General features: G+C 62.6%; 24 protein-coding genes and 1 pseudogene. 10 read left to right on the top strand and 15 right to left on the bottom strand.

The features are described 5' to 3' along the window. Together NKI06_RS25075 and NKI06_RS25080 are read left to right on the top strand one after the other, a co-directional pair. Positions 1-753: alanine dehydrogenase (locus tag NKI06_RS25075; protein ID WP_352987521.1), on the top strand; the 753-nt coding region annotated here is incomplete at its 5' end. A 275-nt stretch (positions 754-1,028) separates the two neighbouring features. Further along, positions 1,029-2,264, top strand: a complete 1,236-nt coding sequence (locus NKI06_RS25080; RefSeq protein WP_352987522.1) for an outer membrane protein — start codon at positions 1,029-1,031, stop codon at positions 2,262-2,264. Positions 2,265-2,653: 389 nt separating this feature from the next. Here the strand turns inward: NKI06_RS25080 and NKI06_RS25085 are convergent, their stop codons facing one another. The 6 genes and pseudogenes from NKI06_RS25085 to NKI06_RS25110 all read right to left on the bottom strand — a co-directional run bounded on the left by NKI06_RS25085 (position 2,654) and on the right by NKI06_RS25110 (position 6,674). Beyond that, entirely contained in the window at positions 2,654-3,121 is a 468-nt protein-coding gene (locus NKI06_RS25085) for a DUF1203 domain-containing protein (RefSeq protein ID WP_352987523.1), read from the bottom strand. A gap of 135 nt (positions 3,122-3,256) precedes the next feature. Beyond that, positions 3,257-3,361, bottom strand: a pseudogene (locus NKI06_RS25090) (OmpA family protein); the annotation flags it as partial. Positions 3,362-3,380: 19 nt separating this feature from the next. Continuing rightward, positions 3,381-3,944, bottom strand: coding sequence for a GNAT family N-acetyltransferase (locus NKI06_RS25095; protein ID WP_023682574.1), 564 nt, complete (start codon positions 3,942-3,944; stop codon positions 3,381-3,383). Positions 3,945-3,949: 5 nt separating this feature from the next. Then, the gene (gene sseA, locus NKI06_RS25100) at positions 3,950-4,801 is read right to left on the bottom strand and encodes a 3-mercaptopyruvate sulfurtransferase (protein ID WP_352987524.1); all 852 of its coding nucleotides are present in this window, start codon (positions 4,799-4,801) and stop codon (positions 3,950-3,952) included. A 95-nt stretch (positions 4,802-4,896) separates the two neighbouring features. Then, complete coding sequence (locus NKI06_RS25105; RefSeq protein ID WP_352987525.1) at positions 4,897-5,640, bottom strand: alanyl-tRNA editing protein; 744 nt, start codon at positions 5,638-5,640, stop codon at positions 4,897-4,899. Next, positions 5,640-6,674 carry a cysteine synthase A gene (locus NKI06_RS25110; protein ID WP_352546036.1) on the bottom strand — a complete coding sequence of 345 codons (1,035 nt, stop codon included), beginning with the start codon at positions 6,672-6,674 and terminating at the stop codon, positions 5,640-5,642. Before NKI06_RS25110 ends, NKI06_RS25105 begins: the two co-directional genes overlap by 1 nt. A 214-nt stretch (positions 6,675-6,888) precedes the next feature. Between NKI06_RS25110 and NKI06_RS25115 the strand changes: the two genes are divergently transcribed. Beyond that, complete coding sequence (locus NKI06_RS25115; protein ID WP_352987526.1) at positions 6,889-7,710, top strand: SDR family oxidoreductase; 822 nt, start codon at positions 6,889-6,891, stop codon at positions 7,708-7,710. 69 nt (positions 7,711-7,779) lie between these two features. Beyond that, complete coding sequence (locus NKI06_RS25120; RefSeq protein WP_352987527.1) at positions 7,780-8,760, top strand: alpha/beta hydrolase; 981 nt, start codon at positions 7,780-7,782, stop codon at positions 8,758-8,760. Between the two features lie 93 nt (positions 8,761-8,853). Here NKI06_RS25120 and NKI06_RS25125 read toward each other — a convergent pair whose 3' ends face one another. Continuing rightward, positions 8,854-10,290 (bottom strand): DEAD/DEAH box helicase, encoded by a 1,437-nt coding sequence (locus NKI06_RS25125; protein ID WP_031246530.1) that lies wholly within the window; start codon positions 10,288-10,290, stop codon positions 8,854-8,856. 406 nt (positions 10,291-10,696) lie between these two features. On the opposite strand from NKI06_RS25125, the gene NKI06_RS25130 reads away from it, so the two are divergent. From NKI06_RS25130 to NKI06_RS25140, 3 genes are all read left to right on the top strand, one after another. Further along, entirely contained in the window at positions 10,697-12,229 is a 1,533-nt protein-coding gene (locus NKI06_RS25130; RefSeq protein WP_352987528.1) for an acyl-CoA carboxylase subunit beta, read from the top strand. A 153-nt stretch (positions 12,230-12,382) separates the two neighbouring features. After that, positions 12,383-12,991 (top strand): M48 family metallopeptidase, encoded by a 609-nt coding sequence (locus NKI06_RS25135; RefSeq protein WP_352987529.1) that lies wholly within the window; start codon positions 12,383-12,385, stop codon positions 12,989-12,991. Between the two features lie 48 nt (positions 12,992-13,039). Further along, positions 13,040-13,306 (top strand): hypothetical protein, encoded by a 267-nt coding sequence (locus tag NKI06_RS25140; RefSeq protein WP_352987530.1) that lies wholly within the window; start codon positions 13,040-13,042, stop codon positions 13,304-13,306. A 25-nt stretch (positions 13,307-13,331) separates the two neighbouring features. Here NKI06_RS25140 and NKI06_RS25145 read toward each other — a convergent pair whose 3' ends face one another. Both NKI06_RS25145 and NKI06_RS25150 read right to left on the bottom strand, forming a co-directional pair. Continuing rightward, the gene (locus tag NKI06_RS25145) at positions 13,332-15,332 is read right to left on the bottom strand and encodes a hypothetical protein (RefSeq protein WP_352987531.1); all 2,001 of its coding nucleotides are present in this window, start codon (positions 15,330-15,332) and stop codon (positions 13,332-13,334) included. Beyond that, positions 15,329-16,882 (bottom strand): bifunctional ADP-dependent NAD(P)H-hydrate dehydratase/NAD(P)H-hydrate epimerase, encoded by a 1,554-nt coding sequence (locus NKI06_RS25150; protein ID WP_023691258.1) that lies wholly within the window; start codon positions 16,880-16,882, stop codon positions 15,329-15,331. Before NKI06_RS25150 ends, NKI06_RS25145 begins: the two co-directional genes overlap by 4 nt. Positions 16,883-17,266: 384 nt before the next feature. On the opposite strand from NKI06_RS25150, the gene NKI06_RS25155 reads away from it, so the two are divergent. Both NKI06_RS25155 and glnA read left to right on the top strand, forming a co-directional pair. Continuing rightward, complete coding sequence (locus tag NKI06_RS25155; protein ID WP_006205430.1) at positions 17,267-17,605, top strand: P-II family nitrogen regulator; 339 nt, start codon at positions 17,267-17,269, stop codon at positions 17,603-17,605. Positions 17,606-17,663: 58 nt separating this feature from the next. After that, positions 17,664-19,073 (top strand): type I glutamate--ammonia ligase, encoded by a 1,410-nt coding sequence (gene glnA / locus NKI06_RS25160; protein WP_023672775.1) that lies wholly within the window; start codon positions 17,664-17,666, stop codon positions 19,071-19,073. 137 nt (positions 19,074-19,210) lie between these two features. Here glnA and NKI06_RS25165 read toward each other — a convergent pair whose 3' ends face one another. Then, on the bottom strand, positions 19,211-20,251 hold the full coding sequence (locus tag NKI06_RS25165) for a glutamine synthetase beta-grasp domain-containing protein (RefSeq protein WP_023691256.1): 1,041 nt from the start codon (positions 20,249-20,251) through the stop codon (positions 19,211-19,213). A 315-nt stretch (positions 20,252-20,566) separates the two neighbouring features. Between NKI06_RS25165 and NKI06_RS25170 the strand changes: the two genes are divergently transcribed. Further along, the gene (locus tag NKI06_RS25170; RefSeq protein ID WP_023698802.1) at positions 20,567-20,764 is read left to right on the top strand and encodes a DUF2735 domain-containing protein; all 198 of its coding nucleotides are present in this window, start codon (positions 20,567-20,569) and stop codon (positions 20,762-20,764) included. A gap of 94 nt (positions 20,765-20,858) precedes the next feature. Here NKI06_RS25170 and NKI06_RS25175 read toward each other — a convergent pair whose 3' ends face one another. The 5 genes from NKI06_RS25175 to crcB form a co-directional block, all read right to left on the bottom strand. Next, the gene (locus NKI06_RS25175; protein ID WP_023682590.1) at positions 20,859-22,745 is read right to left on the bottom strand and encodes an MFS transporter; all 1,887 of its coding nucleotides are present in this window, start codon (positions 22,743-22,745) and stop codon (positions 20,859-20,861) included. A 178-nt stretch (positions 22,746-22,923) separates the two neighbouring features. Beyond that, complete coding sequence (locus tag NKI06_RS25180; protein ID WP_023691254.1) at positions 22,924-23,715, bottom strand: ATP12 family chaperone protein; 792 nt, start codon at positions 23,713-23,715, stop codon at positions 22,924-22,926. Between the two features lie 11 nt (positions 23,716-23,726). Further along, positions 23,727-24,584, bottom strand: a complete 858-nt coding sequence (locus NKI06_RS25185; RefSeq protein WP_502900617.1) for a DMT family transporter — start codon at positions 24,582-24,584, stop codon at positions 23,727-23,729. 62 nt (positions 24,585-24,646) lie between these two features. Then, entirely contained in the window at positions 24,647-25,627 is a 981-nt protein-coding gene (locus tag NKI06_RS25190) for an RluA family pseudouridine synthase (protein WP_023698805.1), read from the bottom strand. 133 nt (positions 25,628-25,760) lie between these two features. Beyond that, entirely contained in the window at positions 25,761-26,135 is a 375-nt protein-coding gene (gene crcB / locus NKI06_RS25195; protein WP_023698806.1) for a fluoride efflux transporter CrcB, read from the bottom strand. Positions 26,136-26,165: the final 30 nt, after the last annotated feature.

Consider the following 26,165-nt stretch of genomic DNA (forward strand, 5'->3'; position numbering starts at 1 on the left):
CCCCCCCGCGGCGGCGGCCCGGGGTTGCCGGTTTTCCTGACTGGGCGGGCCCGTGGGTCGACCGCCGCCGCCGCGACCGCGCTGCAGAAGTCCAATGGTGGCCGCGGCGTGCTGCTCGGCGGCGTGCCCGGCGTACTGCCCGGCAAGGTCACGGTGCTCGGCGGCGGCGTCGTCGGCCTGCATGCCGCCCGCATGGCGGTCGGCCTCGGCGCCGACGTCACCATCATCGACCGCTCGATCCCGCGCCTGCGCCAGCTGGACGACCTCTTTACCGGCCGCGTCCACACCCGCTACTCCACAGTCGAGGCGCTTGAGGAAGAATGCTTCTCGGCCGACATCGTCGTCGGCGCCGTGCTCATCCCGGGTGCTGCTGCACCCAAGCTGGTCACTCGCGAAATGCTGTCGGGCATGAAGAAGGGCTCGGTGCTGGTCGACGTCGCTATCGACCAGGGCGGCTGCTTCGAGACTTCGCACGCCACCACCCATGCCGAGCCGACCTATGAGGTCGACGGCGTGATCCATTACTGCGTCGCCAACATGCCGGGCGCCGTGCCGGTGACCTCGGCGCACGCGCTCAACAACGCGACGCTGCATTATGGCCTGCAGCTGGCCGACAAGGGCCTGAAGGCGCTGGTCGACGACCACCATTTGCGCAACGGCCTCAATGTCCACAGGGGCAAGATCACCAATCGCGCCGTCGCCGAAGCACTCGGCTATGAGCTGGTCGAACCGAAAGTGGTTCTGGCTGCCTGACCAGACGCCTTAATCGACTCAAGCAGTTCTGCCTCCCTCACCCGCCGGTTGCGCCGGAGGGTTTTTTATTGGCCGCGTGCTCACAAATTGCGGCCTCTAAGGCAACATCACGGCGAAACGGCCCGGCTTGGCGGTGCTTTTGCCTGCCGATGTGGCATTTTTGTCATTCCAATATTGGCGAGCGTCCTGTTAGAACACGGACGGGTTTGTTCTTATGCTAAGGGGCTAAAATGTTCATCTCTGCTAAATCCGTTCTTCTCGGGGCCGTTTCGGCAATGGCTTTGATATCGGTAGCGCATGCCGCCGATGTTGTGCAGCCGGTGGAAGAACCTGCCGGTTTCAACTGGAGCGGCGCCTATGTCGGCATCGGCGGCGGCTTCGGCGCCACCGTGCATCGCATCAGCGTCGACCCGGTGATCGACTTCAACGGGATCGGCGGCAACGGCGTGTTTGGCGAAATCACCGCCGGCTACGACTATATGGTCTCCGAGCGCTTCCTGCTTGGCGGCTTCATCGACGCCAACATCGGGAATATCGGTCCGTCGATCAGCCTTCCGGGCGCTGATATCGACCTGACGAACGCTTATGGCTTCGACGTCGGCTTGCGCGCCGGCTATCTCTTGAACCCCGATACGCTCGGCTATGTGCTCGGCGGCTACACTTGGAACCATTTCAAGCTCGAGGGTTCGGGCTTTGCCGACGGTCTTGATTTCACGGAGAACCGTGGCGGCTATGTCGTCGGCGTTGGCTTGGAAACCGTGCTGCGCGGCAACTGGACGATTAAGACCGAGTACCGCTACGCCAACTATGGCGACGACTCGGTGGCTGACCTCGGCATTATCGGCGGCCCGGGAACCTCTCTGGATGTCGAGCCGTCCAGCCACACCTTCCACATCGCGGCCAACTACCGCTTCGGCGCCCAGAATGGCGGCGGTGCCTCGTTTGCTGCTCCGACCTACAACTGGACCGGCTTCTATGTCGGCGGCGCGCTTGGCGCCGGCACCGTGGTGCATGACCTGACGCTCGCCAGCGCCCTCGAATTGGATGGCATCGGCGGCGAAGGCGTGTTCGGCGAGGCGAGCATCGGTTACGACCATGATTTCGGCGGCTGGGTCGCCGGCGTTCTGGTCGACGCCCGCTATTCCGGCATACGCTCGAAGCTGGACATTCCGGGTGGGTCGATCAAAGGCGATGCGGACTATGGCTTCGATGCCCTGGCCCGCATCGGCGCCAAGGTCAACGAATCGACGCTGGCCTATGTCCTCGGCGGTTACAGCTGGCAGCATTTCGACCTGCATGCCTCCTCGCCCGTTGGCGACATCATCGACTGGGGCTCGAGCGGCTTCTCGGTCGGCGGCGGCCTGGAAACGGCCGTTTCCAGCAACATGACGCTTGGTCTCGAATACCGCTATTCGCAGTATGAGAAAGAGGATTTCGGTTCAGACGGCTTCCTCACCGACGAGCCTTCCTTCCAGACCGTTCGCGTCGGCGCCAAGTATAAATTCAACTAAACGCCGCACACACACACGGCGAAGGCCCGTCGGTCAATTCCGGCGGGCTTTTTCTTTGCGCAAAATTCCTGACGTCGGAATTGAACAGGCTGGCGGACAACAAAAAAGCGGAGCCAAAGCCCCGCTTCCTCGGTCGTCGAGATCCCCGCCGGTTCATCCGCGGTCGGCAATCCATCGACGCTGGTTTTTAGCGCGAGAATGCGACGGGAGTACGACAAGTCCCAACCGGCATCGGCGTGAGTCGCCATGCCGGCGACAATCGCGATGCTGTGTGAAGTGCTTCACATCCGCCATTCGAAAAGCATGCGCAGACAGAGCTGCCAACTTGACGGATCGAGCCGTCACACGGTTCCCAACTGCCCGCCAGACCACCGGCGGGCATCTTTTTGTCAGAAACGCTCGATGCGGCACTGATAACAATTGTTGCGCGCCGAGCGGACGTGGACATAGACGATGTCAGCGCGCTCAAACAGCGTCTCTGCCCGCGCCGCAATGCCGCCAGTTGGAATGACGCCGCCGCTGCCATAGACGATGCGGTCATCCGCACCATAGCCGCGCACGATATAGTCGCTGCTGTCAAGCATCTCTGGAAGCGCTTCCGTCTCGGCTGCGCGTTCGCATTCCTGCGCATGCAGGAAGATCGGTCCTGTCTCGGCGTAAGGCTGCAACGCCGGAAACGGCCGATAGGCCATGATCAGATAGTAATCGCCTTCGGCGACGTTTCTCAGGCAATGCCGGCACGGCACCCCGTCGCCATCTGAAACCTTCCGCTCCGGCGTTTGCCCGTAGGCGTCCGGCCCGCCGCGCTGCAGCGCTCTCACTTCTTCTGTCGGCAAGGCTTTGAACTGGACGGTCATGGCTAAATCTCCGGTGTGGTTGACCGGAAATTATGGCCCCCGCCGAGGTGCTTCCCACCCGATTCCTGTCAACTGTCAGCAGCCCGGCCAGTCTCAGGCCGGACTGCTTCGGCATTGGGCAGGTCCCGCGCCGGCTCAGCGGATGAAATCGTCGAAGCGGCGCAGCGTCACCCGGCGCCTGCGCCAGTTCTCGTCCTGGGTCCGCACGAGCAGGAATTCCTCGCCATGAACGGTCGGTTCGGCCTTCAGTCGGAGAAAGTCACGGCCGCATGACGCTGGCCGAGCGCTCGGCGAACGACAGCGGATGCACGGTCTCCTTCTTTTGCGCCACCGGCGCAAAACCGAGCTTCTGGTAGAGCGGCAAGGCAGCCGGATGGTCGAGCGTGCAGGTCTGCACCGTTACCCGTTTCGGCCCATACGACCATGCTGCGGCGATCGCCGCACCGAGGAACCAACGGCCGATGCCTTGCCCGGTCGCATGTTCCATCATGCCGAAATAAGCGAGTTCGACTTCCTCTGGCAAATGCGGCTTGAGGTCGAAGAACCCGGCCGGCGCGCCGTCGAGATAAAGCACCCTGATGTCGCGGTCCTCGCGGTGGATGCCGGCGGCAAGCTCGTCATCGTCCAGCCTCAGCACATTGACCCAGTGCCATTTGCGTCCGACCCGATCCATCAGATAGCGGTAGAAATGCAGCGGAATGTCCTTGGTCCTGAGCAGCGCGATCTGCCTGTTGTAGGGCAACGGCGGCGAATAGGCCGGCGGCACATGCATTTCCAGAAACGTGACCGTAACCTCGATGTCGTCCAGCGCGCCATTTTCCATCTCCATCATCCCTTGCCCGTCACCACGGGCGTGTCTGCCAGCCCGCCCCATTCCGTCCATGAGCCGTCATAGAGTCGGTTGTCGGTGTGACTGAGCGTCTCCAGCGCCAGAGTGACCACAGCCGCAGTTATGCCGGAACCGCAAGAGGTGACGACCGGTTTCGACAGATCGATACCGGCATCCTCAACGGCCTGGCGCAACTGGTCCTTCGACAACAGCGCGCCATCCTGTGACAGCGCCGAATAAGGCAAATTGTGCGCGCCGGGCATGTGGCCGGAGCGAACACCCGCGCGGGGCTCTGGCTCGGCGCCGGTGAAGCGGCCCGCGCCTCGGGCGTCCGCAATCTGGCTCTCGCCAGTCTCGACGATGCGGCGCATGTCGGCAAGGCTGGCGACGCGAGCGGCATCGAAATCGGCATGAAACACATTCGGCGCGATCTTGGTCGGCTCCGCCGTCACCGGCCGGCCCGCCGCCTTCCAGCGGTCGAAGCCGCCGTCGAGCACATAGACCTGGAACACGCCCATGACGCGGAACATCCACCAGGCGCGCGGCGCCGAGAAGAAACCCGGACCGTCATAGACGACAATGGTGTCATCGGCCGAAATTCCCATGGCGCCTACATATTGCGCGAAATGCTGTGGCGAGGGCAGCGTGTGCGGCAGCTTGGCATCAGGATCGGAGGCCGCATCATGATCGAAGAATCGCGCACCCGGAATATGCGCAGCCTCATACTCGGCGCGCGCATCGCGCTTCTGCGCCGGCAGATACCAGGATGCATCGACGATCGTCAGGCCGGGCTCGCCAAGACGGCTCTGCAACCAGTCCGCATCGACGGTGAAAGGGCTGTCGTCGGCCATTGTTCTTCTCCTGCTCCGCCTTGGCGAAGCATTGCTTCCTGTTGACCATGATCTTCCCCGAAAACCGGCTTCCACTTTTCGGGATCATGGTTCGTTCAAGCTACCGGCATTGGTCCGAAGCGAATGCGAAAACGCCGGTTTTCGCGGCCCTTCTTCTCGATCTTGCCGATATGGATTTCACCGACTTCGCCGGTGCTTTTGACATGGGAGCCGCCGCAGGGCTGGCTGTCGATCGAAGCGTTGTCGCCGATGCAGACCAGGCGGATCTTGCCGGTGCCGGCGGGCGGCCGGACATTCTTGGATTTCACCAGGCCAGGATTGGCTGCCAGTTCCTCGTCGGTGATCAGCCTGACGAAGATCGGATGATCGGCTCGCACCAGTTCCATCAGCCCGGCGGTGACGTCTTCCCTGGTGAAGCCGGCATCGGGAGCGTCGAAGTCGACGCGGCTGTCATCTTCGGAAACCGCAGCACCGGTAATCGGAAACGGACAGACGACGGTGAGCAAATGGCAAGCTGCGTGCATGCGCATCAGGAGATGCCGCCGCTCCCAGTTGATGGCGAGTTTCACCTGCTCGCCGACCTCGGGTGCCGGTTGCTCCGGCGCCGGCACATGGATGATCTCGTCCTTGGTCTCGCCCGTGATGGTGGCGGCAATGGCGATGCGGCTGCCGTCGGCGCGCTCTAATGTGCCGGTATCGCCAGGCTGGCCGCCCGATGTGGCATAGAAGATGGTCCGGTCGAGAATGATGCCGCCGCGCTCGTTGATGGCGACAACAGTGGCGTCAGCCGCTCTGAGATAGGCGTCGTCGCGAAACAGCGCTTCTGTTCTGTGCGCCATCAGGCGACCTTCTCATACGGCACCGAAATTGTGCTGCGCTCATCCATCCAGCCCGGCACCGGCAGGTTCTTCTCGCGCAGGAATTCCGGGTTGAACAGCTTCGACTGGTAGCGCGTGCCATAGTCGGCAAGGATGGTCACGATGGTGTGGCCGGGGCCAAGCTCGCGCGCCAGCCGTATCGCGCCGGCAATGTTGATGCCGGTCGAACCGCCGACGCACAGGCCTTCTTCCTGGATCAGCTCGAAGACGATCGGCAGCGCTTCCTCGTCCGGCACCTGGAACGAGAAGTCCGGCGTGAACCCATCGAGATTTGCCGTGATGCGCCCCTGCCCTATCCCTTCGGTGATCGAGCTGCCGTCGGACTTCAATTCGCCACTGGTGTAGAAGGAATAGAGCGCCGCACCCAGCGGATCGGCGAGCGCGATCTTGACGTTGCTGCTCCTGGCCTTCAGCCCGAAGGCGACGCCGGCCAGCGTTCCGCCCGAACCCACCGCCGAGACGAAACCGTCGACCTTGCCGCCGGTCTGCGTCCAGATTTCTTCCGCCGTGGTGCGGATATGGCCGTCGCGATTGGCAACGTTGTCGAACTGGTTGGCCCAGATCGCGCCGTTCGGCTCCGACCTCGCCATCTGCTCGGCTAGCCGCCCCGACAGTTTCACGTAGTTGTTGGGGTTCTTGTAAGGCACCGCCGGCACTTCGATCAGCTCGGCGCCAAGCAGCTTGATCGTGTCCTTCTTTTCCTGGCTCTGGGTGTCGGGAATGACGATCACTGTGCGATAGCCCAGCGCCTTGGCAACCAGCGTCAGGCCAATGCCGGTATTGCCTGCCGTGCCTTCGACGATGACCCCGCCCGGCTTCAACAGCCCGCGCTGTTCGGCGTCGCGGATGATGAACAGGCCTGCGCGATCCTTGACCGACTGGCCGGGGTTCATGAACTCGGCCTTGCCCAGGATCTCGCAGCCGGTCTGCTCCGAGGCCTTGTTGAGGCGGATCAGGGGCGTGTTGCCGATCGCTTCGATCACAGAACGGGGCATCCGGGATTCCTTATGTAGCTGCGGCGAGACCCTAGAAACCCGAAGCGTGCGTTTCAAGGTAAGAATTCGCCTGGTCCAGTCGCATTTCGGGCACTGCAATCTCCCGCGGCCGGACAACGCGTGATGGCGATCATTTCAACCAGTACGGAAAAGCGCTCTTTTCATTCGATTTTTTCACCGCTAGAGCACTAATGACAGATCGGCAGGGCGCAGAATGACACTTTACCGGGCCAACCCGAAGCACGGCGTCGCCTGGATAACCGGCGGCAGCAGCGGCATCGGCCGTGCGCTGGCAAAGGACCTCGCGGCAAAGGGCTTTGTCGTCGCGGTCACCGCACTCGACGGCGACCCACTCGACGCGCTCATCGTCGAGACGGCGCAGATGCCGGGACGTGTCGCCGCCTACCCTTGCGACGTCACCGATGAGCCGCGCATGGCAAGCACGGTGGCGGCGATTGAAAAGGAGCTCGGGCCGATCGTGCTCGCCGTCTTCAACGCCGGCAACTACATCGCCACGCCCGGCGAAGACCTCAGGGTCCGCGACTTTCGCCAGACCTTCGAGGTCAACTATTTCGGTATCATCAATGGCCTCGTCCCGCTCATGGAGCGCATGCGCATCCGTGCGCGCGGCCATATCGTGCTTGTCGGGTCGGTCACCGCCTATTTCGGCTGGCCGACCACGGCGGCCTATGGCGGCTCGAAGGCGGCGATCAACATCTTGGCCGAGTCGCTGAAATACGATTTCGACAAGATGAATGTACGCATCCAGGTGATGAATCCGGGCTTCATCGACACGCCGCTGACCGAAAAGAACATGCTGCCGATGCCGGGACTGATGCCGGTCAACCGCGCCTCGCGCCGCATGCTGCGCGGCATCGAGCATGGCGGCTTCGAGGTCACCTTCCCTCACCGGCTGAGCTGGGGGCTGAAGCTGCTGGCACTGCTGCCAAGGCCAGTCTGCCGGTGGTTCATCAGCACGGCGACCCGCTGGACAGGGCGGCCGCTGAATTTCGACCGCAAGCCGCCGAACCAATAGCTGTCCATAGCCCGGCTGTTGCCTGACTGCACCGGCCGCCATAGCTTTAGAATTGTCGTGGAGTCTGAGATGGGGCGGCGGATCGTGCTTGCGGTGCTGGGCGTCGTCATGATCCTTGTCCTGGCCTTCCTGCTTGGTCCGCGCGTTCCCGTCGACACCACGATCCATTTCGATGACAAAGTGATCGGCGACGACCCGCAAGCGTATGTCGCGCGCGAAGAGGCTGCCGTCCCCAATATCCGCGACGCCCTCGAGAAAGAAATCATCTGGGCCGATCCGATGGTTCACGCCAGGACGCCATTGGCGATCGTCTATATCCATGGCTTTTCGGCATCGAAGGGCGAGGTTCGCCCGCTGGCCGACGAGGTCGCCGACCAACTCGACGCCAACCTTTTCTACACCCGCCTCACCGGTCATGGTCAGGACGGCGCTGCTATGGCGCAAGGCAGCGTCAATGCCTGGATCAACGACTATGAGGAGGCGCTCGCCATCGGCCGGGCCATCGGTGACAAAGTCATCGTCGTCGGCACCTCGACCGGTGGCTCGCTGGCGGCATGGGCGGCGACCGAGCCTGGCGCATCGGACGGCGTCGCTGCAATCGCATTCATCTCGCCGAATTTCGGCATCAGGGCTTCAGGCGCCGAGCTGCTGATCATGCCCTGGGGCAGGCAGATCGCCGAGTTCGTCGGCGGCAAGGAGCGCAGCTTTCCGACCCGCAACGCGCTGCACGAGAAACTCTGGACGCACACATATCCAATGGCAGCCGTGCTACCGATGGCGGCGCTGACCAACCTTGCCTACGCAGCGCCTGTGGAGAAGGCAACCATACCGGCGCTGTTCATCTTCTCGGATTCCGACAAGGTGGTGCGCCAGGATCGCACCCGCGAAATCGCCGGCCGCTGGGGCGCACCGCATGAACTGGTGCCCGTCGACGACAATGGCGATCCCGACGACCACGTCATTGCCGGCGACGCGCTGTCGCCCTCGACCACGGCTTTCCTGGCGCAGCGGATCGTCGTGTGGGTGAAGGCAATTACCGCGCAGCCCTAAACGAAAAGGACGGCCGAAGCATTGCCCCGGCCGTCCTCATATACAATCGTCAGCAATCAAGCCAGGCTCGACGAGCCTGACCGGTTCGTCTGATCACGCAGCCCGCGCCGCGGGCCGCTTGCCGCCGAAGCGGCGCTTGTTGTTGCCCTTGAAGGCCTTGGCGCCTTCCGGCTTGCGCTCGCTTGCACCCGCAAAAGCCGGCTTGTCACCAAAACGCTTCTTGGCGAAGCCGTTGTTCTGGCCACCGGGCCGCCTGCCGTCGCGACGGCCATTGCGGTCGTTGCGATCATTGGCGGGCTCGAAGCGCTCGTTCTTTTCGGCCGGATTGCGCACCGGATCGGGGCTGCCGAGATGGTCGGCAACGATCGGCAGCTTGCTGCGGATGATGCGCTCGACCTGACGCAGCTTGCTGTTTTCGGAAGGATCGCAAAGCGTGATGGCGATGCCGTCCATGCCGTTACGGCCGGTACGGCCGATGCGGTGGACATAGCTTTCGGCCTCATCCGGCAGATCGAAATTCACCACATGGCTGATGCCGGGGACGTCGATGCCGCGCGCCGCGATGTCGGTAGCCACGAGAATGCGCACCGAGCCCTCGCGGAAATCGTTGAGCGCCTTCTGGCGGGCGTTCTGCGACTTGTTGCCGTGGATGACGGCGGCCTTGAAGCCGTCGCGTTCGAGGTCCTTGGTCACCCGGTCGGCGCCATGTTTGGTGCGCGAAAAGATGATGACGGACTTCATCGCTTCGTCGGCGAGCATCGTCGACAGCACCTGGCGCTTCTGCTTTGTGCGGGCAAAGACAACGCCCTGCACGATTTCGGCAGCAGCGGTGCTCTGCGGCGCGACTTCGACGCGGATCGGGTTCTTCAACAGGCCCTTCGCCAGCTCGGCGATTTCGTTGGGCATGGTGGCCGAGAACAGCACCGTCTGACGGTCGGGCGCGGTCGCCTTGGCGATCCGCTTGACATCGTTGATGAAGCCCATATCGAGCATGCGGTCGCCCTCGTCCAGCACCAGCCATTTGGTGTCGGAGAGAATCAAGTCGCCCTCGCGCACCAGGTCGGTCAGGCGGCCGGGCGTGGCGATCAGGATGTCGACGCCGGGAGCGACCTTCTTCACCTGGCTGAAGCGCGAGACGCCGCCAAGCACGAGAGCGGTCGAGACATGCGCGCCCTTGGCGAGGATCTTGATGGTGTCCTCGATCTGGACGGCGAGTTCGCGCGTCGGCGCCAGGATCAGCGCACGAGTGGTCTTGGCTCGGCGCTTGGTGCCGAGCGCGATGATCTTCGACAGGATCGGCAGCGCGAAGGCAGCGGTCTTGCCGGAGCCGGTCTGGGCGATGCCGAAGATATCACGGCCTTCCATCTGCGGCGGGATCGCCTGCGTCTGGATCGGCTTCGGCTCGGTGAAGCCGGCGCCATGCGTCGCCTTGAGCAGCGCGCCCGTAATTCCAAGGGCTGCGAAACCGGTGAGCTCCGCAGTGTTGCCGGTCGAGATAGCGTTACCGGCTGAGGTGTTTTCGTTGGTCAAAATAGTCTTCTTTCACGCGGTCTTGGCCGCAAATATCGATGGCGGCAGGGCGCAACCTGCCGTCGAAAATTTGATATGAAACGACAAGGCGGGCGGACGGAAACGTCCACTCGGCTGCGCTGTCGTGCCCGCAGGCGTCATGCCACGGGACTCTTTCGCCACTTCGTGATGTATCGGAAAGAGGGGCCGATATACCGGAAAGAGGGAAAACAGACGCAACCAGTCTCATTTGTCGAGAAGGCCGGAATCTCCGGCCCAAGCGCCTATGGGCTGCATATGGCTGAGTTCGCTCCGGAATACAAGGGGCCACATGTTGCAGCGCAATAATCGAGGCCGAAAGCGGCGCTTGCACACGCCTGCAGGCATCATTACCACAAATGCAGCTTCCATTTCTGGAGACCGAGCGATGAAGGATGTGCTGAAGGAACTCGAGCGCCGCCGCGAGATCGCCCGCATGGGCGGCGGCCAGACCCGCATCGACGCCCAGCACAAGAAGGGCAAGCTGACGGCGCGCGAACGTATCGAGGTCTTTCTCGACGAAGGCTCGTTCGAGGAGTTCGACATGTATGTCGAGCATCGCTCGACCGATTTCGGCATGGAGAAGACCAAGATCGCAGGCGATGGCGTCGTCACCGGCTGGGGCACGGTCAATGGCCGTCCGGTCTATCTCTTCGCCAAGGACTTTACCGTCTTCGGCGGCTCGCTGTCGGAGGCGCATGCCGAAAAGGTCATCAAGGTGCAAGAGATGGCGTTGCGCAACCGCGCGCCGATCATCGGTCTCTACGATGCCGGAGGCGCCCGCATCCAGGAAGGCGTGGCGGCGCTTGGCGGCTATGCCGAGATCTTTCAGCGCAACGTGCTGGCCTCCGGCGTCATACCGCAGATTTCCGTGATCATGGGGCCGTGCGCCGGCGGCGACGTCTATTCGCCTGCGATGACCGACTTCATCTTCATGGTGCGCGACACCTCTTATATGTTCGTCACCGGGCCGGATGTGGTGAAGACCGTAACCAACGAGACGGTGACGGCCGAGAGCCTTGGCGGCGCGTCCGTCCACACGACCAAATCCTCGATCGCCGATGGCGCCTACGACAATGACGTCGAGGCGCTGTTGCAGATGCGCCGGCTGGTCGATCTGCTGCCGGCGTCCAACACGTCGGAGCTTCCGGAGGTCGAATGCTATCAATCGGTCACCGACCATGATCTGTCGCTCGACCGGCTGATCCCGGACAACGCCAACAAGCCCTATGATATCAAGGAGTTGATCCTCAAAGTTGCCGACGAAGGCGACTTCTTCGAGGTCCAGCAGAACTTCGCCAAGAACATCGTCACCGGGTTTGGCCGCGTCGAGGGCCGTACCGTCGGCTTCGTCGCCAACCAGCCGATGGTGCTGGCCGGCGTGCTCGATTCCGACGCAAGCCGCAAGGCGGCGCGCTTCGTGCGCTTCTGCGACTGTTTTTCCATTCCCATCGTCACCTTCGTCGACGTCCCCGGCTTCCTGCCCGGCACCGCGCAGGAATATGGCGGACTGATCAAGCACGGCGCCAAGCTCTTGTTTGCCTACGCCGAGGCAACCGTGCCGAAAATCACCGTCATCACCCGCAAAGCCTATGGCGGCGCCTATGACGTGATGGCCTCAAAACATCTGCGCGGCGATATGAACTATGCCTGGCCGACGGCGCAGATCGCGGTGATGGGGGCGAGAGGCGCGGTCGAGATCATCTACCGCAAGGATATTGGCGACGCCGAAAAGATCGCAGCTCACACAAAGGCTTACGAAGACCGCTTCCTGTCGCCCTTCGTCGCCGCCGAACGCGGCTATGTCGACGAGGTGATCATGCCGCATTCGACCCGCCGCCGCATTGCCCGGGCACTGCGCATGCTGCGCAACAAGGACATGCAGAATCCCTGGAAGAAGCACGATAACATTCCGTTGTAACATCCAATGACGCGACTGATCATCAGCGCCGGTCGGCGGTTTGGCAGGTTCACGGTCCTGTTTTTCGTTGTTCCCGCTCTCGTCATCTTCTGCGTCTGGATGTCCCTGCTCGACAACCATCCGATCTGGTTTATCGCCAGCGGCTTTGTCGCCATGCCGATCGCCACCACGGCCTTGGCATTTCTGTTCGGCACATTGTTTGCGGGCTTCCGACGCAGCAAGATCAAAGGCGTCAGTGAAGCAGAAGCGCCCGGCCTGTGGGCGCTGTGGCGGAGCGTCGCCGGACCGCGCCGTGCTGCGCGCACGGTTGTCATACTAGAGGGCAACCTGAACGCCAGCGTGCGCGAAGAGCGCACGCTTCTCGGCCTTCTCGGCAATCGGCTGTTTCTAACCATTGGCATCCCTCTCCTCGCAGTGACCGATGAAAGAGCGCTTGCCGCGATCCTTGCCCATGAGGACGCGCATGTGCGCAACAAGGATACCAATGGCAGCCTCAATCTCGCTGAGTTCGAAAACGGTTTCGGATTTGTCTTCGAGTATGCCGCGCCCGGAACCACGATCACAGGCAGCCTGCTCCACGCCGCTATCGGCTGGCTGTCGCAATCGTTCGAGCGGGAAGAAATCCGGCTTTCGCGCGAAGCGGAGATTAAGGCAGATCGACACGCGGCATCCTCCGGCGACGCCGAGCACGCCGCACGCGCGCTGTTGCTTCTTGCCACGGCAGACGTGCATTTCACGGAGACGGTCTATGACCCTTTGTAGCATGAATTGCGAGGTGCTTTGCGTCCGCCGCGACCGCCGCTCGAGCGCATGCTGGAAGCTGCCGGCCAGCTGCGAGAACCCATTTGCCTCGATGTTTGCGCCCGCAAGGCGTGGGCAAGCCCGGATGACGCAAAGTCCACCCATCCATCATGGGCTCAACGGCTGGCGGCGCTTGGCTACACGGAGCCGCCCGACCTGGACCCGATCGCCGTGACCGCGCTCTCGACGCTGCTGAACTCGAGCGTAGCACAGCGGCATATTGCGGAATTCGACACCAAATGGACTGCGCGGATGGAAGACTATCTGCAGCGCTGAACTGGTGGTCGCCCAACTCCCAGGCTCACTCCTCTTCCGCCGCCCCGAACCCCGCATCCCTGGGGGCGCTGGTCGCGCTCGCCCAAGGCGTTGCGTGATTGTCGATGCGCATCTGGAAGATGAAATACGTCGGAGAGCAATAACCAATGCCTTTCACCTTGACAGCACCCGGCGTGTCCGGCGGCAGCGACTGGCACATATAATCCTCGCGGCAGAAATGATCGGCCGAACATGCGGGACGGTTGCCGCGGTTGACCGCGCCGCCGAGGCACTGGTCGAAATTGTTGGTGGCGACGCAGGTGTCGAATTTCTTGCCGCCGACCATGCCGCAAATTTCCGATGGCATCGGCTTGCCCGTCTTGAAGGCGGCGAAGCTGCGGTCCTTGTCGTCGCAGCCGCGATAAGCGATGCCTGCCGGTACGCCGATTTTCGGTGGCCGGCAGGTGTAGGCGGTCCGCGAAAAGGTCGGCGCAAAAGCAGCGAACTGGCCGGTGATCTTGTAGCGGTCGTTGAACGGCTGAGACGGGTTGCTGGCGATCGACCCGGTCAGGCAGGGATGGCCCGAAAACATCTTTGGACTGTCCTTGGGCAACAGACATTGCGCCAGCGTGGTGCGCACGCCTGAGGCCGTCGCCAGCGGCGTGCAGACGGTGCCGCCACCGCATTGCCAAGTCGCGCCGAAGCGTTTTGCATCATCCGGCATCAGGCACGGCATCGCCATCTCGGCCGGGGCGTAGTCGACATCGCCGGCATCGGTCCATGTCGCCGGCGGCGCAAAGGACAGCGGCCGGTAGCGGTTCGGCTCCTTGCCTTCTTCGGTCGCGCGCAGCCATGCCTCACGTCGCGCAATCTCGGCATGGAGATGCGGCGAGATGCCGACCTCGATCCGGTTGAGAGGCGACGTCGTTTTGTCGTCGAGGCCGATGAAGTGAAAGCCGGCCGTCGAGCCCGCCTGGTGGCAGCCCTGGCAGGCGCCATTGTCCAGCCGCTCGACCAGCGCCTCCGGTGTCCGCACCAGTTTCAGCGCCGCATAGTCCAGGCCGGCGAAATCCACTGGCTGGAACAGCGGCGTGAACGGATGGTTGGCCTGTCTCGCGCTGCCGAAGGTCGACCACGAAATGATTTTCTTCGCCAGGAATTCGTCGGGGATTTCGTAGACGCCGAGATCGACCGCCGCGACATTGGCGATGACATAGTCGGCGAGCCTTTTCTTGAGTGCAGCATCGTCGGAGAGCCGCGCGACGTCTGGCGTATTCTCCAGCGGCTTCTCGCTGATGGCAGCGCCATCGATACCGAAGATCCGCATCAGATAGGCCGCCTGCCCGCCGAACTCGGTCTCCTGGCCCGAGGGAAAGCGCACCACCTGCGCGTTGAGTTCGAGCTGTTTGAACGTCAGTTCCTCCGGTGCCAGCGGCCCGCCGGCCAGCCAGCCGGCATCGACGTTTTCGTCGATCTGCGGTGTCCAGCGCCCGGCAACGCCGACGCAGCCGCCATCGGCATCCGGCGCCACGCTGTAGACGGCGTTGAAATTGAATGGCAGCCGCGATGCCAAAACCTTGCCGTTCTTGCGGAAACTGTAGGCCAGGCGATAGATGAAGCGCACCTCGCCACAGCTCTTGTCGCCTTGCAGCGCGGTGAAGTCACGCCGGTCCAGCCGGTTGACGACGCCGACCAGGCGGAAGCGCGCGGCCTCGGTCTTCAGCCAGCGCATATCCATGATGCGGCCGACATTGCCGTCGGTCACCTCGTAGAGCGTGCGCCCGCCGGCCTTTATCTCGGCCCGCAGCGTGGCAATATCGGCCGCCACCATGTCGACAACAGCACGATAGGCCGGCACCTCACTGTAGAGCGTCTTCAGATCGTCCGCGCCGTCGACGGCGAAAATGCCGGCGAAGCCAAACCCCTTGGCATCGAGGGCGGCGAGCACCGCCGGATCGTCGACGATGGTCACCGGCTGCTCAGCGCGCACGCCATGCGAGGCGAACAGCGCGATGATGGCTGCAATGGCGAGCGCGAAACGCTTCATCCGATCGGCACCTTCTGCCGTGCCTCGACAAGTTCACGCAGCACCGGCACCAGCGCCAGCGGCAGATCCTCGGCGATCAGACCCGGTCCGAAGCGGCTGCCGGCCTCGGCATGGATCCAGACCGCTGCGCAGGCGGCCTCGAATGCCTGCATGCCCTGCGCCAGCAGCGCGGCGACAATGCCCGCCAGCACGTCGCCGGAACCGGCGGTGGCGAGCCATGGTGCACCATTGGCGTTGATCACCGCGCGGCCGTCCGGCGCCGCGATGACGGTGTCGGCGCCCTTGTAGACCATGATGGCGTTGGCTCGTTCAGCGGCTGCGCGCGCCTTGGCGAGTTTCGACTGCTTCTTGTCCTTCGCGATGTCGGGAAAAAGTCTGGCGAATTCGCCTTCATGCGGCGTCAGCACCAATACCGGCGCCCACGGGAGCAGCGCGGCGTCGAACAGGGCCTGAGGCTGATGCGCCAATGACGTGATGGCGTCAGCATCCAAGACAATGGCAGGGCGCTGAATTCCGAATGAACTCGTCGACGTGCGGTTTAGGTCAGCGACCGTCGCGATCAATTGCAACGCGAAATCCCCCACTTTGGGTTTCGGCCCGAGCCCTGGTCCGAACACAAGTACTTCGGGGTGCCTCGCCGACAAAAATTCCTGCACTTCCTCCATCGAACCGGCCTCGCGCAGCATGATCGATGTCAGATGCGCGGCGTTTACCTGCATGGCATTTTCAGGCGAGAGCACGGTCACCGCCCCTGCCCCGGCTCTGGCTGCAGCCATCGCCGACAGCCGCGCCGCACCTGTCGCGCTCGGCCCGCCGGAAAAGACGCTGACGTGGCCGCGCTTATACTTATGTGTATCGACCGCCGTTTTCGGAAAACTGTATAGCCAGAAATCAGGCGTGTTCTCGAACGTCTTGATCTTGAACTCATCGACGATCGCATCCGGAATGCCGATATCGGCGATGATGATCTCGCCGCAGAGGCTGCGCCCCGGCATCAGCAGATGGCCGGGCTTTTTCCGCACGAACGTCACCGTCACGTCGGCCTTGAAATAAGCGTTGCTCAAGCCGGTCTCGCCCGACACACCAGAAGGCAGATCGATTGACACCACAGGCACGCGCTCCGCCGCGGCCAATCCTGAGACGGCAGAGGCATGCAGGGATATCTTCTTCGACAATCCCGCACCATAGAGCGCGTCCACGACGACTTCACCCGGTTCCGGGTAGCAGTGTCCGATGTGCTCGACCGGCAGATTGCAGGCCTCGGAAGCTCGCGCCGCATCACTCCCGGGCTTCTGCTTGCCTTCGGCCCAGAGCGCCACATTCACACCAGCCTCGGCCAGCAACCGCGCTACAACATAGCCGTCGCCACCATTATTGCCGGGGCCGCACAGCACGTGCACGCGGCTTGCTGCGGGATAGCGTGCCAGGACCACAGCAGCGACCGCTTCGCCGGCGCGCTGCATCAGGCCATAGCCGTCGAGCGGACCGGCCGCGATCGCCAGCCGGTCGGCCTCGCCCATCTCGGCCGGCGACAGGACTTCATTGCTCATGGATTGCCGATCCGCATTTCGTTCAAGGCCGACCCCTTTGTCCCTATCGAGCATTGTCCAGTTTCGGATTCGAAGCAAACGGCCAGGTGCTGCGTTGGCGTGCGGCCAATCCTTTCGCAGACTGGTGCCACGGATCCGCGCGGGCCTGCAAAATGCGCAATCTGCCTAATTATCGTGCAGACGCCCGAAGCGGCAATGTGTAGGCTTCGGGCAGCTTTGCCGCAGCCGAAGCAGAGGATGACGCGAATGTGCATCCCGGCGCGGCGCGGCATTGGAATTGCGCGAAACCGCTTCGCGTGGGCTGAAATTGGCACAGTTCGTGCTTGATGGAGGCGCAAGCGGGGCGCACAACCCGTTTTTTTGGCAGTGGAGGCCACTTTTTACATGAAAAAGATCGAAGCGATCATCAAGCCGTTCAAGCTAGACGAAGTGAAGGAAGCGCTTCAGGAGGCCGGTCTGCAAGGCATTACCGTGACCGAGGCCAAGGGCTTTGGCCGCCAGAAAGGCCATACCGAACTCTATCGCGGCGCCGAATATGTCGTCGACTTCCTGCCCAAGGTGAAGATCGAAGTCGTGCTGGGCGACGACGCCGTTGAAGGCGCCATCGAAGCCATCCGCAAGGCGGCGCAGACCGGCCGCATCGGCGACGGCAAGATCTTCGTCTCCAACATCGAGGAGGTCGTTCGCATCCGTACCGGCGAAACGGGGATGGACGCCGTCTGAGCTTTCTGATTTCAGATTAACGTCTCCTCGAAACGTCATCACACAGGGAAGAAACGACATGACGACAGCCAAAGACATCATGAAGCAGATCAAGGACAACGACGTGAAATTCGTCGACCTGCGCTTCACCGATCCGAAGGGCAAGCTGCAGCACGTGACGATGGATGTCATCGAGGTCGAGGAAGACATGTTCGCCGACGGCGTCATGTTCGACGGCTCCTCGATCGCCGGCTGGAAGGCGATCAACGAGTCCGACATGGTGCTGATGCCCGATGCGGACACCGTCCACATGGATCCGTTCTTCGCCCAGTCGACCATGGTCATCCTGTGCGACATTCTCGATCCGGTCTCCGGCGAATCCTACAACCGCGATCCGCGCGGCACCGCCAAGAAGGCCGAGGCCTACATGAAGGCCGAAGGCATCGGCGACACCATCTATGTCGGCCCCGAAGCCGAGTTCTTCGTCTTCGACGACGTCAAGTACAAGGCCGATCCCTACAACACCGGGTTCAAGCTGGACTCGACCGAACTGCCGTCCAACGACGACACCGACTACGAGACCGGCAATCTCGGCCACCGCCCGCGCGTCAAGGGCGGCTACTTCCCTGTGCCGCCGATCGACAGCGCGCAGGACATGCGCTCCGAAATGCTGACCGTGCTCGCCGAAATGGGCGTGCGCGTCGAAAAGCACCATCACGAGGTTGCCGCTGCCCAGCACGAGCTCGGCATCAAGTTCGACACGCTGGTCCGCAACGCCGACAAGATGCTGATCTACAAATATGTCGTGCACCAGGTCGCCAACGCCTATGGCAAGACGGCCACCTTCATGCCGAAGCCGATCTTCGGCGACAACGGCTCGGGCATGCATGTCCACCAGTCGATCTGGAAGAACGGCAAGCCGACCTTCGCCGGCAATGAATATGCCGGCCTGTCGGAGTCGTGCCTGTTCTACATCGGCGGCATCATCAAGCACGCCAAGGCGATCAACGCCTTCACCAACCCGCTGACCAACTCCTACAAGCGCCTTGTACCTGGCTATGAAGCCCCGGTGCTGCTCGCCTACTCCGCGCGCAACCGTTCGGCCTCGTGCCGCATTCCGTTCGGCTCGTCCCCGAAAGCCAAGCGCGTCGAGGTCCGCTTCCCCGATCCAGGCGCGAACCCCTACCTCGCTTTCGCCGCCATGCTCATGGCCGGCCTCGACGGCATCAAGAACAAGATCCACCCGGGACAGCCGATGGACAAGGATCTCTACGACCTGCCGCCGAAGGAACTGAAGAAGATCCCGACCGTCTGCGGTTCGCTGCGCGAAGCGCTGCAAAGCTTGGACAAGGACCGCGGCTTCCTGAAAGCCGGCGGCGTCTTCGACGACGACCAGATCGACTCTTACATCGAGCTCAAGATGGCCGAAGTGATGCGCTTCGAAATGACCCCGCATCCGGTCGAATACGACATGTACTATTCGGTCTGAACGATAAGCCTCAGCGACAAGGAAAAACCCCGGCGTCAGTTCAGACGCCGGGGTTTTTGTTTGACCAATAGCAGACCGTAGACGTGGTAGCAGCAGGCTACGGCGCAGGCTTACGAAGCCTGCGCCGCTATAGATGCTTAGGCGGCCGCCGAAACCTGGGCGCTGGTCGAAACCTCCGCGATGGTCTTCAGGATCTGCGAAGCGATCTGGTAGGGGTCGCCCTGCGAGTTCGGGCGGCGGTCTTCCAGGTAGCCCTTGTAGTCATTGTTGACGAAGGAATGCGGCACGCGGATCGAGGCGCCGCGGTCGGCGATGCCGTAGCTGAAGCGGTTCCACGGCGCGGTCTCATGCTTGCCGGTCAGGCGCTTGTCATTGTCCGGGCCGTAGACGGCGATGTGGTCCATCAGGTTCTTGTCGAATTGAGCCATCAGCGCTTCGAAATAGGCCTTGCCGCCGACTTCGCGCATATAGGCGGTCGAGAAGTTGGCGTGCATGCCCGAACCGTTCCAGTCGGTGTCGCCAAGCGGCTTGCAGTGATACTCGATGTCGATCTCGTATTTTTCGGTCAGGCGCTGCAAGAGATAACGGGCCATCCACATCTGGTCGGCGGCCTTCTTGGAGCCCTTGCCGAAAATCTGGAATTCCCACTGGCCCTTAGCCACTTCGGCGTTGATGCCTTCATGGTTGATGCCTGCTGCGAGGCAAAGGTCGAGATGCTCCTCGACGATCTGGCGCGCGATCGGGCCGACATTCGAATAGCCGACGCCGGTGTAGTACGGGCCCTGCGGCGCCGGATAGCCGCTCTCGGGGAAGCCGAGCGGACGGCCGTCCTTGTAGAAGAAATACTCCTGCTCGAAGCCGAACCAGGCGCCCTCGTCGTCGAGGATGGTGGCGCGCTTGTTGGACACATGCGGCGTCACGCCATCTGGCATCATCACTTCGCACATCACCAGCACGCCATTGCTGCGGGCCGGGTCCGGGAATACGGCGACCGGCTTCAGCACGCAGTCGGAGCTGTGGCCTTCGGCCTGCTGCGTCGAAGAACCGTCGAAGCCCCACAGCGGCAGCTGCTCGAGCGTCGGGAACTCGGCGAACTCCTTGATCTGGGTCTTGCCGCGAAGATTGGGGACCGGCGTGTAACCATCGAGCCAGATATACTCGAGCTTGTATTTCGTCATTCTAGAGCCTCTCGTTGCTTGATCACCGAACCTGGATGACGCCGGCGCGCCGAGCCATCCAGCAGCCCAGCTGCCGGTCGATAAAATGCAAACCGTGTGCCAGATCAGTTGGTCAGGGTGCGGCAAAAATGCCTTTCATCCCGCCGGTGATGGCAAGCCGCCTAAGCAATGCGCCCGGATCAATCAAAGGCAGAATTTGCTTAAATAACAGGCAAATGCCGATCTTTCTTTAGGCATCTTGCCTAAAAGGATTGCAGGACCTACCTTGATGGAAAGATGAATCGAAGAGCCTCTCCAGAAGAAAGGAGACCGACCATGGAAATCACCTCAGCCCGTCCGTCGGCCAAAATCCTGATGTTCCCGGTGGCAGCGCGTGCGGGTGCCTCAAATTTAGGCGTAAAGGCCAAGTTTGCGGCAGAGCTTGCTTCGCTGCGCGATCACCCGCTTCACCATGGCGAGGCCTGGTATCATGAGGCCGCCATTGCGGAGGCCGAACAGCCTCGCAAGAGCTAGGCGTCTTCCGCGCTGATAGATCGAACAGGCCCACAAATCAAAAACCCGGCGCGATCGCTCGCGCCGGGTTTTTTGTTTGATACAGGGCCGTCGGCTACTGCTTGGTATGCAGGTCGGTGCCGAGCGTATCCCTGACGAAGATCATGCCGATGATCAGCGTCACCGCCGCGATCACCACCGGATACCAAAGGCCATAGTAGATATCGCCCTTGTAGGCGCTGAACGCGAACACGATCGCGGGCAGCAGGCCGCCGAACCAACCATTGCCGATGTGATAGGGCAGTGACATGCCGCTGTAGCGGATGCGTGTCGGGAACATCTCGACCAGGATCGCCGCGATCGGCCCGTAGACCATGGTCACGTAGAGGACCAGGATGAACAGGATGCCGATGACCTTGGCCCAGTTGACCTGTGCGGGGTCGGCAAACATCGCGAACGCGCCCGCTGCCGGAACGCTGTAAACGGTCACCTCGGTGGCGCCCGCGGCCTCATCCTTGGTCAGCACCTTGTCCTTGATCGCCTGTTCGGTCGGGACTGCGGTCTTCTCGCCGGCGCGGATGGCCGCCGCATCGAGCTTCAGTTCAGGATTGGCCGCGACAAAGGCGTCGAGCTTCTGGTCGGCAACCTTGGCGGCAGCACGTTTCAGCGGATAGCCGCCACCCTGAAGCGCGAGGTTGATACCCTTCTTGAAGGCAGCGTCGCTGGCAGCCTTCTTGTCGCCCGCGGCCTTGGCATCATAAGACGCCACGGTTTCGCTGCCAATCATGACACTCGCCGGGGTCCCCGCCGCCGCCGTCGAGACGATGTCGTAAGGCACCGAGTTCTTGGCAAGGAAGTCGGTCGCGATATCGCACGAACTGACCGGCACGCGCGTGCCGGTCGGGTTGAACTGGAAGTTGCAGTCTCCCGGCGCCGCCGTCACCGTGGCGCGCGTGTTCTGCTGCGCGGTGGCGAGCGCCGGATTGGCGGCCCAGGTCAACGCCTTGAACAGCGGGAAAGTGGTGACGACCGCCAGCGCAAGGCCGGCCATGATGATCGGCTTGCGGCCGATCTTGTCGGACAGCCAGCCGAAGAAGACGAAGAAGCCCGTGCCGAGTGCCAGCGCAATGGCGATCATGATGTTGACCGACTGCGCGTCGACCTTGAGCACATTGGCCAGGAAGAACAGTGCATAGAACTGGCCATTGTACCATACCACGGCCTGACCGGCGGTGAGGCCGAACAGCGCCAGGATGGCGATCTTGGCGTTTTTCCACTGGCCGAAGGCTTCCGACAGCGGCGCCTTGGAACTCTTGCCCTCTTCCTTCATGCGCAGGAAGGTCGGCGATTCCGAAAGCGACAGCCGGATCCAGACCGAAATGCCGAGCAGGATAGCCGAGACCAGGAACGGAATGCGCCATCCCCAGGCGTTGAAGGCGTCCTTGCTTACGGAATTCTGCACCAGCAGGATGACAATCAGCGACAGGAAAAGGCCGAGCGTCGCCGTCGTCTGGATCCATGAGGTGTAGAAGCCGCGACGGTCGTCCGGCGCATGTTCCGCGACATAGGTCGCGGCGCCGCCGTACTCGCCGCCAAGCGCCAGGCCCTGCAGCATGCGAAGCGCGATCAACAGGATCGGCGCCAGAATGCCCAGTGTCTCTGAGCCCGGAAGCAGGCCGACAAGGAAAGTCGACAGACCCATGATCATGATGGTGACAAGGAATGTGTATTTGCGGCCGACGAGATCGCCGATGCGGCCGAACACCAGCGCGCCGAACGGGCGCACGATGAAGCCGGCAGCGAAGACCAGCAGCGTGAAGATGTAGCGGGTGCTTTCGGGAAACGAGTTGAAGAAGGTCAAGCCGATCGCGCCGGCCAACGCTCCGTAGAGATAGAAATCATACCATTCGAAAACCGCGCCCAGCGAGGAGGCGAAGATGACCTTCTTCTCCTCTCGTGTCATGCCGCGGCTGGCTCCGCCGGCGGTCGATGCCAATGCCATTGAACTGTCCTCCCGTGAATCGTCTGCCTTCGACGCTGGGCGTCATCGTCGGCGTTCCCTTTGAACGCGACTCAAACCAGCCATCAGCGTAAAAAATGACAGAAAGCGACCGCCGGAGGCAGACAGACCTTGGGTTTATGACTTTGGTATTAGGTGCAGTGCGGCAAAAGGCCGAGGATCAGGTCTTCAGCGCATCGAGCAGGCCGACGGCCGCCATCATGTCGCGCTTGCGGGCCGAGCGGCGTGCGACAGCCTCGGCATCCTGGCCCCAATGCTCGATCTGCCAGTCCTCGTCGACATGGCCGGCGGCCCAAGCCGCGTCGCCATCGAGCGCGCCGTAATCGACCGCCAGCGCCAGCAGCGCCGACCCGGTCAGCGAAGTCATGACATGGATTGCGGCCAGCCGCAGCGGCTCGGCACGCTGGGCAAGATGGGCGCCGAGCACTGCGATGCTCTCGCGCGGCTGTTCGACATGGATAATGCCCTCGGCGAGGTTGAACCGAGCCCCTAATGTCACCCTCGCCCAGTCGATCACCGGATCCCAATGCTGGTTCTGCCGCTCGACCAGCCCCTGCGGCGCGTCGGCGCGGTAGCAGGTCAGATCGGACGAGGCAAAGCGCAAGACGTCCTCCAGCACCGCCTGCGGGTCGCTGGCGACGCCGTCGATGGCGGTGTTGACCAGACGCAACACCGGCATCGTGACCGGGTCGATGGTCTCGCCCTGTGCAGCGAACTCATTGGCGACCAGGGCGGCGGCCTTCTCGGTCGGCAGCGCCAGCAGCGCCTTGCCCGGCGTGCGCACCGGCTTGCCGTCGAGATGGACGGCAAAACCGTCTTCCACAGCTGCGACCGACACGTCCTTGTAGAAGCGCTTCGGCAGGTGCGTCTTCATCTGGATCTGCGCGCGGCGCACCGGATCCGGATCGGACAGATGCTTTCCCGCTTCGAGGTCGTTGAGGATGTCACGCATGGTCGAACTTTCTATCCAGGTACCTGCTTGCGCGCCGGCCGGTTGACGATGATCAGGCCGACAGCGATCAGCCCAAGCGCCACAAAGATCCTGGTCGTCGGCGCCTCGCCCAGAATGATAGCGCCGCAGAGGACGCCGAACACCGGCGACAGGAAAGCGAAGCTCGACAGGGCCGATGCCGGATAGCGCCTGAGCAGCCAGAACCACAGCACATAGGTGAAGGCAACTATATAGAGCGACTGGAACAGCAGCGCCAATGCCGGCAAGGCACTGACCGCGCGGATCGGCGGGCCGGCGAAAGGCATCACCAGGACACCGACAATGGCCGCACCGGCCAGCTGATAAAGCAGCAATTTCTCGGCACTGGTCTCGACCAGTTTCGAACGCTTGATGACGATACTGGTCGCCGCCCACAGGATACCGGAGCCGAGGCTGAGCAGATCGCCCATCAAGGTCACGTCGGTGCCGCCGGCAATCCCGTCTGAAAACACCGCCACCAGGCCGCAGAAGGCGAGAACGAGCCCGCCAAGCTTGCGCGCGTTGATACGCTCACCGAGCAGGAAATGGCCGCCGATCAGGACCCAGAACGGCATGGTGTTGACCAGCAGCGTGTTGCGGGCAACGGTCGTGTATTCCAGCCCGATATAGAGGCACAGGAACTCGACGCCGAACAGCACGCCGACGATGATGCCGGCGACAAGCGACCCGTCGGCCTTAAACAGCCTGATGCCGCGCAGCCAGCACCAGCCGAGCACACAGAGCCCGCCGATGATCGAACGTGCGATCGAGACGAAAACCGGATCGAAGCCGGCAGAGGAGATCTTGGCGGCGACGTAGTTCAGCCCCCAGGAAAAGGTCAACCCGACCATGATGGAAGCAGCCGCCAGATCGACCGCATCGCGGCGATCCAATGCCGAGGCAACGACCAATGTCAGTCCTCCGCGCTGGCGTCGTCGAAGCCGATGAGGTTCCAGCTCTGGCGCATATGCGGCGGCATCGGCGCGGTGACGTCGATGATGCCCTTGTCCGGGTGCGGAATGACGATGCGGCGCGCATGCAGATGCAGGCGGTTTTGAATGCCGCCCGGAAAGTCCCAGTTGGTGTCGGCCTCGAAATATTTGGGGTCGCCAAGGATCGGGCAGCCGATATAGGCGGCATGAACGCGCAGCTGGTGGGTGCGGCCAGTGTACGGCTCCATTTCCAGCCAGGTCATCGTCTGAGCCGCCTGCTCGATGATGCGATAGTAGGACACGGCGTGGTCGGCGCCCTTTTCGCCATGGGCTGCCACGCGCACGCGGTCGCCGTCCTCGGTCGGCTCCTTGATCAGCCAGGTCGAGATCTTGTCCTCACGCTTGGGCGGGACGCCCTTGACCAGCGCCCAATAGGTCTTCTTGGTCTCGCGCGCCCGGAATGACTCGGAAAGCTTCATCGCCGCAAGCCTGGTGCGGGCAACCACCAACACGCCCGACGTGTCGCGGTCGAGCCGGTGCACCAGGCGCGGCTTCTCGCCCTTCTGGCTGCGCCAGGCCTCCAGCATGTCGTCGACATTGCGGGTGACGCCCGAGCCGCCTTGCACCGCCAGGCCCGCCGGCTTGTTGAAGACGAAGACTTTTGGATCTTCGTGGATCAGCATCTTGGCCAGCACATCGGCGTCGCCCTGGTTGCGGATCGAGTAACCCGTAAGCGCACTCTCGCCCTTCTTGTCGACCTCGAGCGGCGGCACACGCACCACCTGGCCGGGCTCGACACGGCTGTCGGCCTTGACCCGGCTGCCATCGACGCGGATCTGGCCCGAGCGCAGCAACTTCTGCAGATGGCCAAAGCCGAGGCCGGGGAAATGGGTCTTGAACCAGCGATCGAGCCGCATGCCCGCCTCGCCGGCCTCCACCGTGATCTGTTCTACGCCTGCCATGATTTTCGCTTTATCCGTTTCTAACGCGTGACCCCGAAAATCTACTCCGGCCTTCGGAAAGGATCATGCGCAAGATCAAAGTTTCTGCAGCGCGTCCAAAGGATGCGGCGTGCTCCAGGTCGGGGCAATAACACTATGAAACGGTTCTTGCGAGCCAAAGTCCCAGAAACAGGGCAATAATGGCGCCAACGACGCTGGCCAGCGCATATCCCAACGCCGGCAGCGTCGCTCCGCGCTCCCATAGGGTCGCGAAATCGAGCGAAAAGGCGGAGAAGGTGGTGAAGCCGCCAAGGACGCCGGTGGCGACGAACAGCCGGAGCTCATTGGAACCGCCGCGCCGCATCAGCGCGGCGACGAACAGCCCCATGGCAAAGGAGCCGACGATGTTGATCGCCATCGTCCCCCAGGGGTAGTTGGGGCCGACGAGGCGCAAGGCGCCGATGTTGGTCAGGTGGCGGATGCCGGCGCCGATGCCGCCGCCGACCACAACAAGAAGCAGATTGAACATGCCCGTTTACTGCCCGGCCAAGGCAGTGCG

Source organism: Mesorhizobium sp. M0772 (genome assembly GCF_040320135.1).
Lineage (GTDB): Bacteria > Pseudomonadota > Alphaproteobacteria > Rhizobiales > Rhizobiaceae > Mesorhizobium.